This is a genomic window from Mycobacterium decipiens, from assembly GCF_963853665.1.
In the GTDB taxonomy this organism is placed as follows: domain Bacteria; phylum Actinomycetota; class Actinomycetes; order Mycobacteriales; family Mycobacteriaceae; genus Mycobacterium; species Mycobacterium decipiens.
This window is the reverse complement of sequence record NZ_OY970459.1, coordinates 891279-906804: the sequence shown is the minus strand read 5'-3', so window position 1 is coordinate 906804 and position 15526 is coordinate 891279. Positions and strand designations below refer to the sequence as shown.

Annotated in this window: 10 protein-coding genes; 2 read left to right on the top strand and 8 right to left on the bottom strand. The window is 65.1% G+C overall.

Features of this window, described 5'->3' with window-relative positions; translation table 11 throughout:
* Window positions 1–22 precede the first annotated feature (22 nt).
* From panD to AADZ55_RS04130, 5 genes are all read right to left on the bottom strand, one after another.
* Window positions 23–472 (bottom strand): aspartate 1-decarboxylase, encoded by a 450-nt coding sequence (panD, locus tag AADZ55_RS04150; RefSeq protein WP_085323483.1) that lies wholly within the window; start codon window positions 470–472, stop codon window positions 23–25.
* 831 nt (window positions 473–1303) lie between these two features.
* Window positions 1304–5266: a DNA-directed RNA polymerase subunit beta' gene (locus AADZ55_RS04145; protein ID WP_085323484.1), complete on the bottom strand. Its 3963-nt coding sequence runs from the start codon at window positions 5264–5266 to the stop codon at window positions 1304–1306.
* Window positions 5267–5309: 43 nt separating this feature from the next.
* Entirely contained in the window at window positions 5310–8834 is a 3525-nt protein-coding gene (locus AADZ55_RS04140) for a DNA-directed RNA polymerase subunit beta (RefSeq protein WP_085323745.1), read from the bottom strand.
* 525 nt (window positions 8835–9359) lie between these two features.
* A complete protein-coding gene (locus AADZ55_RS04135) occupies window positions 9360–10370 on the bottom strand; it encodes an ABC transporter ATP-binding protein (protein WP_085323485.1) in 1011 nt (336 codons plus the stop codon).
* Between the two features lie 137 nt (window positions 10371–10507).
* Window positions 10508–12025 (bottom strand): carotenoid oxygenase family protein, encoded by a 1518-nt coding sequence (locus AADZ55_RS04130; RefSeq protein WP_085323486.1) that lies wholly within the window; start codon window positions 12023–12025, stop codon window positions 10508–10510.
* Between the two features lie 82 nt (window positions 12026–12107).
* Between AADZ55_RS04130 and AADZ55_RS04125 the strand changes: the two genes are divergently transcribed.
* Window positions 12108–12806 (top strand): TetR/AcrR family transcriptional regulator, encoded by a 699-nt coding sequence (locus AADZ55_RS04125; RefSeq protein ID WP_085323487.1) that lies wholly within the window; start codon window positions 12108–12110, stop codon window positions 12804–12806.
* A gap of 56 nt (window positions 12807–12862) precedes the next feature.
* Here the strand turns inward: AADZ55_RS04125 and rplL are convergent, their stop codons facing one another.
* Together rplL and rplJ are read right to left on the bottom strand one after the other, a co-directional pair.
* Window positions 12863–13255, bottom strand: coding sequence for a 50S ribosomal protein L7/L12 (rplL, locus tag AADZ55_RS04120; RefSeq protein WP_085323488.1), 393 nt, complete (start codon window positions 13253–13255; stop codon window positions 12863–12865).
* A gap of 36 nt (window positions 13256–13291) precedes the next feature.
* Entirely contained in the window at window positions 13292–13840 is a 549-nt protein-coding gene (rplJ, locus tag AADZ55_RS04115; RefSeq protein WP_085323489.1) for a 50S ribosomal protein L10, read from the bottom strand.
* A gap of 420 nt (window positions 13841–14260) precedes the next feature.
* Between rplJ and AADZ55_RS04110 the strand changes: the two genes are divergently transcribed.
* Window positions 14261–14620: a winged helix-turn-helix transcriptional regulator gene (locus AADZ55_RS04110; protein ID WP_085323490.1), complete on the top strand. Its 360-nt coding sequence runs from the start codon at window positions 14261–14263 to the stop codon at window positions 14618–14620.
* On the opposite strand, the gene AADZ55_RS04105 is transcribed toward AADZ55_RS04110, so the two are convergent.
* Complete coding sequence (locus tag AADZ55_RS04105; protein ID WP_085323491.1) at window positions 14617–15522, bottom strand: ROK family protein; 906 nt, start codon at window positions 15520–15522, stop codon at window positions 14617–14619. The two genes, AADZ55_RS04110 and AADZ55_RS04105, sit on opposite strands and share 4 nt — an antisense overlap.
* Window positions 15523–15526 lie beyond the last annotated feature (4 nt).

Sequence of the window (15526 nt, the reverse complement as noted above, 5' to 3'; positions counted from 1 at the left end):
GTCGACAACGACTGAGAACGGCTCACAGCGCATCGGCGACGCTCAACAGGTCCCGACCGGAAATTGATCCAGAAACTGACTCGGCTAGAGTTCCGGGGACGGGCTGCGCCGGATCGGACCCCAGTCCAACGATGCTGTTGACCGCGTCAACGTGCACCACCTTCGCCGAATGGCCACAACGTTCCTCTTCGCTAACGATGAGATACGACATGATGATGACCAGATCGCCCGGCGCAATAAGGTGTGCTGCCGCGCCATTTATTCCGACGACGCCGGAACCACCCGGACCCGTGATCGCGTAGGTGACCAGTCGCGCTCCGTTGGTGATGTCGACGACGTGGACCTGTTCGCCTTCAACAATTCCGGACGCCGCCATGAGGTCAGCGTCGAGAGTAATCGATCCAACGTAGTTCAAGTCGGCCTGTGTGACGGTGGCGCGATGAATCTTCCCACCAAGGACGGTCCGCTGCAATCTGGCTCCTCAGTGAATTGACAATCGTTCCGGGTTCCCTGGTGACGAAAAACGTTGGTTCCACAATGCCGCCGCGACACCAAGATGTCTGTCAGCTGAGCGGCCACTACGTGGGTTGAATCCCCCTGTCCCCCAATCGACGGAGCCGCTGTCCACCAATCGGGTCGCCGGCAGCTGAATACTGACCAGAGCGCGGCAACTGGATTTTGGCCTGCTTGCTGGAGCGCTTTGGCTCGGGCGAGTCAGGGAGGAAGCGAGTGTTGAGGAGGACTGGGCGGAGATCCGGCGGTTGCCCTCTCTGCCAACCTAGGTTGAGGCGCCCGCCCCCTGAAAATTAGTGACCCGAGGGCGGGGATGGAGAGACTCCCCTGAGATGGCAAGCCAGGTGAGAACGTTGGTTTGAGCGACCTGGATGGAGCATCCTGGTCGGGTGGCGACGCAACAACACCCGACTCCGCACGCTCCGCCGGCTCGCCGTCTTTATCGCCGCCGGAAGGACGCGCACTGCATTGGCAGCTCCTGAGTTCACGTGGGCCGCTTCAAGTGCGTCGCGTGTGGCGCACAATTGCGACGGGCGGTTTTGAGGTCAGCATAGATTCAAAGGCCGCTATTGTTTGGATGCGGCCAAATGATTGTGGCCAACAACATTGGCGTCCGAGCCTTTCCGCGAAGCGCTGCCTACTGCCGGGCCAGGTGGCTGAGCCTCAACCCGCTACGACCGCGATGAACCTGAGCTAATGCCGCACCGCGTCGTGCGAGCCCGAGTGTCACGCCAGTGCGACGCTCGGACGCGAGCGCAGCGCTGGCGTGACGCTCGGCGCAGCGAATACCCTACCGGTAGTCCGAGTAGCCGTAGTCGTCCAGTGGAACCGCAGCACCGGTGGCCTGGCCGAAGTCCGGGCTGTAGTACTGATCCTCGTAGGACGGGATTGTGTACGCCGCGGCGCGGGCCTCCTCGGTGGGCTGCACCGCGATGTTGCGGTAGCGGTTGATACCGGTGCCGGCCGGGATCAACTTGCCGATAATCACGTTCTCCTTCAGACCGTTGAGCTTGTCGCTGCGGCAGTTGATCGCCGCATCGGTGAGCACGCGCGTGGTCTCCTGGAACGACGCCGCGGACAGCCAAGAGTCGGTGGCCAACGACGCCTTCGTGATACCCATCAGCACCGGACGGCCGGCCGCGGGCTCACCGCCCTCGGCCACCACCCGCCGGTTCTCCGCCTCGAACTCCGCGCGGTCAATCAGCGAGCCGGGCAAGAACTCCGTCGAGCCCGAGTCGATGATGGTCACCCGGCGCAGCATTTGGCGAACGATCACCTCGATGTGCTTGTCGTGGATGGACACACCTTGGGCCCGGTAGACCTCCTGGACCTCGCGGACCAGGTGGATCTGCACCTCGCGGGGACCCTGGACACGGAGCACCTCGTGCGGGTCGGCGGAGCCTTCCATCAGCTGCTGGCCCACCTCGACGTGGTCACCGTCGGAGAGCACCCGCTCGGATCCGTCCTCGTGCTTGAACACCCGCAGCCGCTGGCGCTTGGAGAGCTTGTCGTAGACCACTTCCTCGCCCCCGTCGTCGGGCACGATGGTGATCTTGTAGAAGCGCTCGCCGTCCTCGAGGCGGACCCGGCCGGTGACGTCGGCGATGGGCGCCTTGCCCCGCGGTACCCGGGCCTCGAACAGCTCCTGGACCCGTGGCAGACCACCGGTGATGTCCTCACCGACACCACCCTGGTGGAAGGTACGCATGGTCAGCTGGGTACCGGGCTCACCGATGGACTGGGCGGCGACAATGCCGACGGCCTCACCGATGTCCACCAGCTTGCCGGTGGCCATGGACCGCCCGTAGCAGGTGGCACACACCCCGGTGCCGGTGGTGCAGGTCAGCACCGAGCGCACCTTGACCGCCGTGATGCCCGCGACCAGCAGCGCGTCGATCTCCGGGTCACCCAGGTCCTCGCCGCGGGCGACGACGACCTTGCCGGCCTCGTCGACCGCGTCGGTGCCCAATGTGCGCGCGTACGCCGAGGTCTCGATGTACGGGTCGCGGATGAGAGTTGCCGTGCCATCAAGCCCTGCCTGACGCTCCGCCAACTCCACGACGATGCCGCGCTCGGTCTGGCAGTCGTGCTCGCGGACGATCACGTCCTGGCTCACGTCCACCAGACGCCGGGTCAGATACCCCGAGTCGGCTGTACGCAACGCGGTGTCCGCCAAGCCCTTTCGAGCGCCGTGGGTGTTGATGAAGTACTCCAGCACGGTCAGGCCCTCACGGAAGGACGACTTGACCGGCCGCGGGATGAACTCACCCTTCGGGTTGGTCACCAGACCCTTCATGCCGGCCAGCGTTCGGGTCTGGGTGAAGTTACCGGTAGCACCGGAGTCGACAATGGTGATGATCGGGTTGTCGTCGGGGTAGTGCTCCCGCAACGCCTGACCGACCTCGTCGGTAGCTTCCTTCCAGATCTCCACCAGCGCCTCGTTGCGCTCGTCGTGGTTCAAAGCGCCACGCTGGAACTGCTTTTCGACCTTGTCGGCCCGGTCCTCGTAGTGGTCGAGGATCTCCTTCTTGCGGGGCGGGACCAACACGTCGGCCATGGAGACAGTGACACCGCTTCGGGTCGCCCAGTAGAAGCCGGCGTCCTTGAGCTTGTCGACGGTTTGGGCGACCACGATCATCGGGTAGCGCTCGGCCAGGTCGTTGATGATGGCGGCCTGCACCTTCTTGTGCATCTGCTTGTTAACGAACGGATAGCCCAGCGGTAGCAGCTCGTTGAACATCACCCGGCCCAGTGTGGTCTCGGCCATCCACGCATCACCCGGCTGCCAGCCGTTGGCGCCGAACAGCTCGGCTTCGATCTCGGCCGGCGGACGCAGCTGGGTCAGCCGCACCTTGATCTTGGCCCGCACCGAGAGCACACCACGGTCTGCCGCCATGATCGCTTCGGCCGGGGAGGCATAGACACCAGTCTCCGGGCGGTCCTTTTCGGCCGGCTGGTATTCGCCAGTGTCACCGGAGACCTCGGTGGTCAGGTAGTACAGCCCGGTCACCATGTCCAATCGCGGCATGGCCAACGGCCGGCCAGACGCGGGCGACAGAATGTTGTTGGACGACAACATCAGAATGCGGGCTTCGGCCTGCGCCTCGGCGCTCAGCGGCAGATGCACCGCCATCTGGTCACCGTCGAAGTCCGCGTTGAACGCCTCACAGACCAACGGGTGCAGCTGAATAGCCTTGCCTTCCACCAGCATTGGCTCGAAAGCCTGAATACCTAGCCGGTGCAGGGTGGGCGCGCGGTTCAGCAGGACCGGGTGCTCGGCGATAACCTCTTCAAGCACATCCCACACCTGCGGGCGCTGGCGCTCCACCATTCGCTTGGCGCTCTTGATGTTCTGCGCATGGTTGAGGTCGACGAGCCGCTTCATCACGAACGGCTTGAACAGCTCCAGCGCCATCAGCTTGGGCAGGCCGCACTGGTGCAGCTTGAGCTGCGGGCCGACCACGATAACGCTGCGGCCCGAGTAGTCGACACGCTTGCCGAGTAGGTTCTGGCGGAACCGGCCCTGCTTGCCCTTGAGTAGATCCGACAGCGACTTCAGCGGACGGTTGCCCGGCCCGGTAACCGGTCTCCCCCGTCGGCCATTGTCGAACAGCGCGTCAACGGACTCTTGCAGCATCCGCTTCTCGTTGTTGACGATGATCTCGGGCGCGCCGAGATCGATCAGCCTCTTGAGCCGGTTGTTTCGGTTGATCACCCTGCGGTACAGGTCGTTGAGGTCGCTGGTGGCGAACCGGCCACCGTCGAGCTGCACCATCGGGCGCAGCTCCGGCGGGATGACCGGGACGGCGTCGAGCACCATGCCCATCGGCGAGTTGCCCGATTGCTGGAAAGCCGCGACCACCTTCAAACGCTTCAAGGCACGAAGTTTCTTCTGCCCCTTACCGCTTCGGATGACCTCGCGCAGCAAGTCAGCCTCGGCGTCGATGTCGAAATTCTCGATGAGCTTCTGGATCGACTCCGCACCCATGGCGCCGGTGAAGTACTCGCCGTAGCGGTCGATGAGTTCGCGGTAGAGGTTCTCGTCGACGATCAGCTGCTTGGGAGCCAGCTTGGTGAAGGTGCTCCAGATGTCCTCCAACCGGTCCAGCTCGCGCTGCGCACGGTCGCGGATCTGGCGCATCTCGCGTTCACCGCCGTCGCGAACCTTGCGCCTGGCGTCGGCTTTCGCGCCCTCGGCCTCCAACTCGGCCAGGTCGGCCTCCAACTTCTGCGCCCGGGCCTCGAGGTCGGCGTCGCGCTGATCCTCGACACCCTTGCGTTCCACGGCCATTTCGGCCTCGAGCGTCGACAGCTCGTTGTGCCGCATCTCATCGTCGACGGCGGTGATCACATACGCGGCGAAGTAGATGATCTTCTCGAGGTCTTTCGGCGCCAGGTCCAGCAGGTACCCCAGCCGGCTCGGCACTCCCTTGAAGTACCAGATGTGCGTGACCGGTGCGGCCAGTTCGATGTGGCCCATCCGCTCCCGACGCACCTTGGCCCGGGTCACCTCGACGCCGCAACGCTCACAGATGATGCCCTTGAAGCGCACGCGCTTGTACTTTCCGCAGTAGCACTCCCAGTCGCGAGTCGGTCCGAAGATCTTCTCGCAGAACAGGCCGTCCTTCTCCGGCTTGAGCGTGCGGTAGTTGATCGTCTCGGGCTTCTTGACTTCGCCGTATGACCATTGCCTGATGTCCTCCGCGGTGGCCAGGCCAATACGGAGTTCATCGAAGAAGTTGACGTCGAGCACGTAACTCCCTTTCCCCTTGCGGGTTAATAATTCAACCGAAAGATCACGCTAGATCTTCTACAGACGCGGATTCGTTGCGGGACAAGTTGATTCCGAGATTCGCCGCGGCCCGCTCAAGATCCTCGTCCTCACCTTCGCGCAACTCGATCGCCGCGCCGTCACTCGAGAGCACCTCGACGTTCAGGCACAGCGACTGCAGCTCCTTGAGGAGCACCTTGAACGACTCGGGAATGCCCGGCTCCGGGATGTTCTCGCCCTTGACGATCGCCTCGTACACCTTTACCCGGCCGACGGTGTCGTCGGACTTGATGGTCAGCAGCTCCTGCAGCGTGTACGCCGCGCCATAGGCCTGCATGGCCCAGCACTCCATCTCGCCGAACCGCTGGCCACCGAACTGCGCCTTACCACCCAGCGGCTGCTGGGTGATCATCGAGTACGGGCCGGTGGAGCGGGCGTGGATCTTGTCGTCCACCAAGTGGTGCAGCTTCATGATGTACATGTAGCCAACCGTCACCGGGTACGGGAACGGCTCGCCGCTGCGCCCGTCGAACAGCTTGGCCTTGCCGTCACCGTCCACCAACACTTCACCGTCGCGGTTGGGCAGCGTGCATGACAGCAGGCCTTGCAGCTCGGCCTCCTGGGCACCGTCGAACACCGGTGTCGACACGATGGCGTTCGGATCGGCCGCGAGCAGCTCGTCGGGCAGCCTGCCAGCCCAGTCCGGCACGCCGTTGCGCTCATCGCGGTCAATCTTCCACCCAGACTTGGCCACCCAGCCGAGATGGGTCTCCAGGATCTGGCCGATGTTCATCCGTCGCGGCACACCGTGGGTGTTGAGGATGATGTCCACCGGGGTGCCGTCCGGAAGGAACGGCATGTCCTCGACCGCCAGGATCTTGCCGATCACGCCCTTGTTGCCGTGTCGGCCGGCCAGCTTGTCACCGTCGGAGATCTTGCGTTTCTGGGCGACATAGACCCGCACCAGCTCGTTGACACCGGCTGGCAATTCGTCGTCGTCCTCGCGGGAGAACACCCGAATGCCGATCACCTTGCCGGATTCGCCGTGCGGCACCTTCAACGAGGTGTCGCGGACTTCACGGGCCTTCTCCCCGAAGATAGCCCGCAGCAGCCGCTCCTCCGGCGTCAGCTCCGTCTCACCCTTCGGGGTGACCTTGCCGACCAGGATGTCCCCGTCCCGAACCTCCGCGCCGATGCGCACAATGCCGCGCTCGTCCAGGTCGGCGAGCACCTCGTCGGAGACGTTGGGGATATCGCGGGTGATCTCCTCGGCGCCCAGCTTGGTGTCGCGGGCGTCGATCTCGTGCTCCTCGATGTGGATCGAGGTGAGCACGTCCTCTTCAACCAGGCGGTTGGACAGGATGATCGCGTCCTCGTAGTTGTGGCCCTCCCACGGCATGATCGCCACCAGCAGGTTCTTACCCAACGCCATCTCGCCGTCGTCGGTACACGGACCGTCGGCGATCACCTGGCCGGCCTCGACCCGCTCCCCGGCGTCCACGATCGGGGACTGGTTGGCGCAGGTGCCGTGGTTGGAGCGGGCGAACTTGCGCATCCGGTAGGTGCGCCGGGTGCCGTTGTCGTGCATCACGGTGATGTAGTCGGCCGACACCTCCTCGATGACGCCGCTTTCCTCGGCGACGACGACGTCGCCGGCGTCGATCGCCGCACGCAGCTCCATGCCGGTGCCCACCAGCGGCGCTTCGCTGCGCACCAGCGGTACCGCCTGGCGCTGCATGTTGGCACCCATCAGGGCACGGTTGGCGTCGTCGTGCTCGAGGAAGGGGATCATGGCGGTGGCCACCGACACCATCTGGCGAGGTGAGACGTCCATGTAGTCCACCTCGGACGAGGACACGTATTCCACCTCGCCCGCCTTGCGGCGCACCAGAACGCGCTCCTCGAGGAACCGGCCGTCGTCGTCGATCGGCGAGTTGGCCTGCGCCACGACGTGGCGGTCCTCCTCGTCGGCGGTCAGGTACTCAATCTCATCGCTGACCACACCGTCGACCACCTTGCGGTACGGCGTTTCGATGAACCCGAACGGGTTGACCCGGGCATAAACCGACAGCGAGCCGATCAGGCCGATGTTCGGGCCTTCCGGGGTCTCGATCGGACACATCCGGCCGTAGTGCGACGGGTGCACGTCGCGGACCTCCAGCCCGGCTCGCTCACGCGACAAACCACCCGGCCCCAGTGCCGACAGCCGGCGCTTGTGCGTCAGCCCCGACAGCGGGTTGTTCTGGTCCATGAACTGGGACAGCTGGCTAGTGCCGAAGAACTCCTTGATCGCGGCGACCACCGGCCGGATGTTGATCAACGTCTGCGGCGTAATCGCCTCGACGTCCTGGGTGGTCATCCGCTCCCGGACCACCCGCTCCATCCGCGACATGCCGACCCGGATCTGGTTCTGGATCAACTCGCCGACCGTACGCAGCCGGCGGTTGCCGAAGTGGTCGATGTCATCGGTTTCCACCGGCACCTCGACACCGCCCGGAACGGTCATTGTGGTTTGACCCTCGTGCAGCCGAACGAGATATTCGATGGTGGCCACGACGTCTTCTTCGGTCAGCGTCGACGACGTGATGGGCTCGCCCGCATGCAGCCCGAGCTTCTTGTTGACCTTGTAGCGACCGACACGGGCCAGGTCGTAGCGCTTCTCCTTGAAGAACAGATTCTCCAGCAGCGTCTGCGCGGACTCCTTGGTCGGCGGCTCGCCCGGACGTAGCTTGCGGTAGATGTCGAGCAGCGCCTCGTCGGTGCCGGCCGTGTTGTCCTTCTCCAGCGTCGACATCATGATCTCGGAGAAACCGAACCGCTCGTGAATCTGCTCGTTGGTCCAGCCCAGCGCCTTGAGCAGCACGGTCACCGGTTGCCGGCGCTTTCGGTCGATGCGCACGCCCACGGTGTCGCGCTTGTCGACGTCAAATTCGAGCCAAGCGCCGCGGCTCGGGATCACCTTGACGCTGTGCAGCGTCTTGTCGGTGGACTTGTCGATGGCTTCGTCGAAGTACACACCGGGCGACCGCACCAGCTGGCTGACCACCACACGCTCGGTCCCGTTGATGATGAACGTGCCCTTCTCGGTCATCATCGGGAAGTCACCCATGAACACCGTCTGGCTCTTGATCTCACCGGTGTTGTTGTTGATGAATTCGGCGGTGACGAACAGCGGGGCCGCGTACGTCATGTCCTTGTCTTTGCACTCGTCGACCGGCGCCTTGACCTCGTCAAAGCGGGGGTCGGAGAAAGACAGCGACATTGACCCGGAGAAGTCCTCGATCGGAGACAGCTCGTAGAGCACCTCTTCGAGGCCGCCTACCGGTTTGACATCACCCCGCTTGGCGGCGAACTCGCGCCAACGCGACGAGCCGATCAGCCACTCGAACGAATCGGTCTGGACGTCGAGGAGTCCCGGAACCTCAAGCGGTTCGCGCAGCTTGGCGAAAGAGACTCGGTTTGGCGCTCCGGGTACGGAGTTATTCGAGGAACTTTGCGGGCGACTCTGACTGGGACTAGCGTCTGTCTTGCTCTGGCGGAGATCTGCCAAGATGCATCCTTCCAGCACCTCGTGCGACCAACGAGAGCCCCGGAGAGCCTGTGTGAGCCGGTCCCCACCGGGCCCGTTCGCCGCGATAATTATGTCGGTTTCGGCCGGCGAACGATCTGTCCGGATCTCACGCACGCAACTAAACAGCTGAGCCGCAAACTGGGCTCAGACTAGGACCACGGCGTCAAGTGGCGGGTGAGGTGGGCAGGAGGTAGCCAGCGCAACGTCCAACAATAGCGCAGGACGGCGCAATCCTCAAATACCCAGCTATACCCATCCACGGGCATCGGTGCTGGCTGGCAATCTCGACTTCCCTCGGACACATGCGACACATGCTGCCCAACAGATTGGCCCGTTTGGCGCCCGCCGTCAAGGGGGGCGGGCGGCAAGTTGCGCCAAGTTGTCGCGAAATCGTCCGGCAGCAGCGGTGTGCAGGGCGGATTGGGCGATTGGTAGCCGCCGCTGAGTCGCTGTCAGCGAGCGGCGCAAACACCATTCGCACGCGGTGGGCGGACGCTGGATGCCCTACTGGGCGATTTCGTGCGTCGCGTACTTGTGGGTGCCTTCGAGATCGTCGAGGATCGCCGCCTGGGCGTCCTTTGGCAGTGTGTGCAACATCTCCCGAACCCGAGCCTTACGCCGGGCGACCGCTTTGCGCTCCGGCATCCCCGGCGTCGCGGTGATCTGCGGCGGCACACCCTCGATTTCCTCGGTGCCACCGGCATGGTGACCGGCGTCGAGCAATGCCTGCTCTTCGGCCATGGTGGCCTCGTCTTTTTCCTCCGACATGCCGATCGGCCCGATACGGCGACCGTTCAGGAACTGCCGCACCACTGGCTCGTCGCTGGTCAGCAGCACCTCGCGCGGGCCGAACATCACCAGGTGCTTGCGGAACAACATGCCCATGTTGTCCGGCACCGTGCGGGCGATGTTGATGTTGTGGGTCACGATCAGGATGGTCGCGTCGATCTGGGCGTTGATGTCCATGATCAGCTGGCTCAGGTAGGCGGTACGCACCGGGTCCAGGCCCGAGTCGGGCTCGTCGCACAGGATGATCTGCGGGTCAAGAACCAGCGCGCGAGCCAAACCGGCCCGCTTGCGCATACCACCCGAGATCTCGCCGGGGAACTTCTTCTCGTCCCCGCCCAGGCCCACCAGAGCCAGCTTCTCCATGACGATGTCACGGATCTCGCCTTCCTTTTTCTTGGTGTGCTCGCGCAGCGGGAACGCGGTGTTGTCGTAGAGGTTCATCGACCCGAACAACGCACCATCCTGGAACAGCACGCCGAACAATGTGCGGATCTCGTAGAGCTCCTTGGCTGAGCACTCGATGATGTCGGTGCCATCGATGATGATCGAGCCACGCTCCGGTCGCAGCAGACCGATGAGAGACTTCAGGAACACCGATTTGCCGGTACCCGACGGGCCGAGCAACACGCTGACCTCCCCGGCGGGGATCGTTAGCGTGACGTCTTCCCAGATCCTCGAGGACCCGAAGGACTTCGTTAGTCCGTTGACCTCGATGCTGACGCCCATGGGAAACCCTTCCGTCGACGCTCGTGCCTGCCAACCGCCCCGTTGTGTGGCATGAGTCACTGTAGCGCACGCGTGGGGCAGAACATTACTGATGTGCCGATATGCGGAGCCCGTCCGCCCCACCCCATCAGAGTGCCTCAGGCTGTCGAAGCCCAGTTGCCATGGAAGCCCATCGGTACCCGCTGGGGTAGGTGCACGGTGGCGATCGACTCGAGACTCTGGGCATCCAGCAAGAGCAACTGGCCTTCGTCGCGACCGCGGTGACAACCGTAGCCCATGAGGATCCCGTCATCTTCGGCGCTGGCCGACGGGTTCGGCACGAAGGCCATCTCGCCGATCAGCAGATCGGGGTCCAGCGCGGCGACCGTGCTGGACCCGGTCGAGTAGTCGTGCTTGTACAGCGAAGTCGACATCTGCGACCCGGCGCCGACGAGGAACCCACCCTCGATGCCAACGGTGTAGGCGAATCGGTGGGGCCCACCCACCAAGGTCTCGTTGATCCGGGGAAACTCCTGTGCCCGATCGTCGCGGCATTCGGTGGTCACCGCACCGGTCGCCAGGTTGATGGTCCAGCGGTCCAGGGAGGGCCGGCTGTCGCCGCCAGGGCCTCGCAGGTCGCGGTCGAACATCCGCGAGTAGCGCACCACGTCCAATACCAGCACCTCAGACCCGTCCCGATACTCGGAGTAGGCGTTTAGCGGGTGGTAGAGATAGCAGGGCTCGATGTCGAACCAGCGTACCGGGGGTTTGCTGCCGTTGCTGGCGGCGTCGCGCGCCATGACGCCGACGCGCGCCGGGTAGTTGGGGTTCCAGGCGTACGGGAGGCGGTCGGACTGGCGCTGCTTGCGGTTGGCCGACGCCGCGATCGGGTCGGGGATCCGGACACGTCCGATCAGCGACTGGATCACCAACCGGGCCGGCTGTCGCAGCCAGCGCGGCACGGAGGCCGGCATCACCTGCACGGGGTCAAAGGTCACCGGCAGGTCGTAGATCACCACGTATTTGTCGGTCAACGAGAAGCTGTGCATCATCGGCGACCCCGCCACCTCGATATCGACCGTCCGACGGGCACGTCCATCGGTGCCGATCACCGAATACTGCACGGTCCGTCCACGGGCGAACGAGTAGGACACCGCATGTAGCTCGCCCGTTTGGGGATCACGCTGCGGATGGGCGGTGTAGCCGCCGTACAGGGTGCCGTCGAAGTCGCACGGGCCCACGGTGTCCAGCTCATCGGTCAATTCGTAGTTGACTACGCCGGCTTCGACGAGGGCCAGGGTGCGTCCGGCGTGAGCCAGCACATTGGTGTTCGGGCCGCCCGAGATGATCCCGGCGCGCGCGCTGGGCCGGGTCGGAACCGGCTCGCCCAGTGCGGCGCAGACCGCGGGTGTGCGGACCCAGCGATTGCGGTACCAGCAGGCCTTCCCGTCGCGCAACGCGACTCCGTGCACCATGCCGTCGCCGGTGAACCAGTGGTAGGTGGCCGGGTCGACCTCCGCGACCGGGTTGGGGCCGTTGCGCAGATAACGCCCGTCGAGGTGCTCCGGGATGCGACCGGTGACCCGCAGGTCGGTGGCGGTCACCTCGGCGTTCACCGGCGCCAGGAAGTCCTCCAGATACGGGTTCCGGGATTCGGCGATTCGGCTGGAAGTCACGGCTGAACTCCTATAACATTGATATTTCAGTGTTATGCCAACCGTACGCTTCCGATGAGAAAATGGCAACGGTGATACCGGGATGACTTCACAGACCCAGCGCAGTGTTCGGGACGACATGCTGCATGCCGCCGTGAGCCTGCTCCACGACAGCGGGCCCGACGCGCTGCAGACCCGCAAGGTGGCCGGCGCCGCCGGCACCTCGACGATGGCGGTGTACACCCATTTCGGCGGGATGCGCGCGCTGATCGCCGAGGTCGCCGAGGAGGGCTTGCGGCAGTTCGACGCCGCCCTGTCGGTGCCGCAGTCGGACGATCCGGTCGCCGACTTGTTGGCCATCGGGGCCGCCTACCGGCGCTACGCGATCGAACGGCCACACATGTATCGGCTGATGTTCGGCAGCACCAGCGCACACGGCATCAACGCTCCGGCGCCCAACGTCCTGACCCTCACGGTCGCCGAGATCGAGCAGCGCCACCCCAGCTTCGCGCACGTGGTGCGCGCGGTGCACCGGGCAATGCTGGCGGGCCGGATCACCGGGCGTTGCGGGGGGTACGCCGATGACGACGCGGCTTCGGATCCGGTGATAGTCGCCACCGCGGCCCAGTTCTGGTCGTTGATCCACGGCTTCGTCATGCTCGAGCTGGCCGGGTTCTACGGCCACGATGGCGCGGCAGTCGAGCTGGTGCTTACCTCGACGACCACGAATCTACTTGTCGCTCTGGGAGATTCACTCGAGCAGGTGAAACAGTCGCAACGGTCGACGGTCGGCGCGGGATGAGGACGCAAAAGCCCCCGGGGCCGGCAACGGCGGCCCCGGGGGCTTTCGTCGATTGACTACTTGACGCTGACGGTGGCGCCGGCGGCCTCGAGCTTGGCCTTGGCCTCGTCCGCGGCCTCCTTCGCGACCTTCTCGAGCAGCGGCTTGGGCGCGCCGTCGACCAGGTCCTTGGCCTCCTTGAGACCTAGGCCGGAGACGATCTCGCGGACAACCTTGATGACGCCGATCTTTTTGTCGCCGGCGGCCTCGAGGATCACGTCGAACTCGGATTGCTCCTCGGCGGCCTCGGCCGCAGCACCCGCCGGGGCGGCGCCGGCGGCGGCGACGGCGACCGGAGCGGCGGCGGTGACCTCAAAGGTCTCCTCGAACTTCTTGACGAAGTCGGAGAGCTCCAACAGGGTCATTTCCTTGAACGCGTCGAGCAGTTCGTCGGAGGAGAGCTTGGGCATGGTGGATGGTCCTTCCTGGTTTCGGGTACTGGCTTGTTACTCGGCTGGGGCTGGTTCGGGGGCCGGGCCTGCAGCGGCCTTCTTTTCCTGCAGTGCGGCAGCGAGCCGGGCCACCTGCGAGGCCGGCGCGTTGAACAGACCGGCCGCCTTGGCGAGGTTGCCCTTCATCGCGCCGGCCAGCTTGGCCAGCAACACCTCGCGAGACTCCAGGTCGGCGATGCGCTCGACTTCGGCCACGCTCAACGCGCGGCCGTCCATGTAGCCACCCTTGATGACCAGCGCCTTGTGCTCCTTGGCGAAGGTCTTGATGGCCTTGGCAGCGTCGACCGGTTCGCCGGTGACGAACGCGATCGCCGTCGGGCCGGCGAACAGCTGGTCGAGACCCTCGATACCGGCTTCGGAGGCCGCCCGCTTGATGAGCGTGTTCTTGGCCACCGCATAGTTCGCCGACCCCGTCAGAGACCTGCGCAGCTCGGCCAGGTTGGCCACCGTCAAGCCGCGGTACTCGGTGATCAGCGTGGCAGTCGAGGCCTTGAACTGCTCCGCGATGTCTGCAACGGCAGTGGCCTTGTCAGCCCTGGCCATGCATACCTCCTGAGGTGAAAGTCTGTGGAAGTCGGGGCGCGACTTGCCTGGCGTGATCACCCGAACGATGGCCGGGAACGACTACGCCCCGGCACAGGAGTGGCCGGGGCGTTCCAATGCGCCGGCGGTCGCCGGCGGTTCTGCCTCGTCCTCCTGCGTGGGCCGCCGGGATGTTCCCGGACCTTCAACCGATTTGCTCGGTAACCGACGGTCTTCGGTGGATCGGCAACCACAATAGCGCGGCCCCACCGATCAGCCAAAACGTGATGCCTCAGGTGACGGCGACGGTCAGCAACCGCCGAGTTTGAGGCCGATTTTTCCCGCGCCCGGCCTCGGAAGGGCATGGCGGTCGCACGCGCTGGCGGTCGTACAGCAGTGCGCGGCCCCGGCATCGACGAAACGTGAGAGCCCGGAGCTGCAATGGCGGTGTCGAAAAAGAATGTCAGCGACTGCCCGATCAACGCCGCACTGTCGGTGATCGACGGTCGCTGGAAGGGCACGATTCTTTGGCGGCTCTGCGATCGGCCGATGGGGACCAGCGAGCTGAAGCGCAGCATCCCCGGCATTGCCGAGCGAATGCTCATTCGCCACCTGCACGAGCCGGTCGACGACGGGATCATCGTGCGCCATGACGCACGCGTGGTGCCGCCCTGTGTGCACTATTCGATCTCCGAATACGGCGCAACAATGACGCCGGTGTCGGCAAATTTGTGCGGCTGGGAACGAAGCCACATGCGGCGCACCGCTCGCTCGGCTGCTGGTATCGCGCGCCGACCCTAACTAGCGGCGAGCCTGGCCGCACCGACCAGACCCGCTTCGCCACCCAGCTCGGCGGGCACCACCCGCAGGCCGGCCAGAAAGTCCAGCCGGGCATAGTCGGCCAACGCATTGCGCAGCGGGTCGAAAAGCAGACCGCCGGATTTGGCCACTCCCCCACCGATGACGACCAGGTCCAGGTCGCACACCGCGCCGACCGAGGCGATCATTGCCGCCAGCGCCGTAGCACCGCGGTGAAATGCCCGCAGCGCCACCGGATCTCCGGCCGTCGCCGCGTCGGCCAGTTCCTTGCCGCCCGCGCCCGGCGGGGCCGACCAGCCGTTGACCCGCGCCCAACGCGCCATCGCCGGGCCGGACGCAACGGTCTCCACACAGCCGCGCCCTCCGCACCGGCACGGCGATCCGTCCTGGTCGACGACCACGTGGCCGACGTGGCCCGCGTTGCCGGTGCGGCCGTCATACGGTGTCCCGTCGAGCACCAAGCCGCCCCCCACCCCGGTGGACACCACCATGCCCAGCAGGAAGCGCGCACCCCGTCCGGCTCCAAGCCAGCATTCGCCGAGCGCCATGCATACACCATCGCCACCCAGCCGTACCGGCACGCCCGGCACTGCCGCCGCGACCCTGTCCCGGAGCGGAAAACCGCGCCAGGATCCGATGTTGATCGGGCTGACGCTCCCACTGTGCAGGTCGATAGGGCCGGCCGAGGCGATCCCCACACCACCCACCGCGCCCCCGGCCGCGCCGAGCGCCCTGGCAATCATCTCGGCAATCGCGGCCCACACTTGCTCGGCTCCAGCGTGCGCCGGGGTAGGACAATTGGCCGTGTAGACGAGTGAGCCGCCGGGATCGACAAGACCGGCGGCGATCTTGGTGCCACCGATGTCAAGGCACAGGGTGAGCACGGCT

Bases quoted from the DNA above. Each gene is read 5' to 3' on its own strand.
- AADZ55_RS04135 (WP_085323485.1), bottom strand. From the start codon at position 10,370: ATGGGCGTCAGCATCGAGGTCAACGGACTAACGAAGTCCTTCGGGTCC.
- AADZ55_RS04125 (WP_085323487.1), top strand. From the start codon at position 12,108: ATGACTTCACAGACCCAGCGCAGTGTTCGGGACGACATGCTGCATGCC.
- rplL (WP_085323488.1), bottom strand. From the start codon at position 13,255: ATGCCCAAGCTCTCCTCCGACGAACTGCTCGACGCGTTCAAGGAAATG.
- rplJ (WP_085323489.1), bottom strand. From the start codon at position 13,840: ATGGCCAGGGCTGACAAGGCCACTGCCGTTGCAGACATCGCGGAGCAG.
- AADZ55_RS04110 (WP_085323490.1), top strand. From the start codon at position 14,261: ATGGCGGTGTCGAAAAAGAATGTCAGCGACTGCCCGATCAACGCCGCA.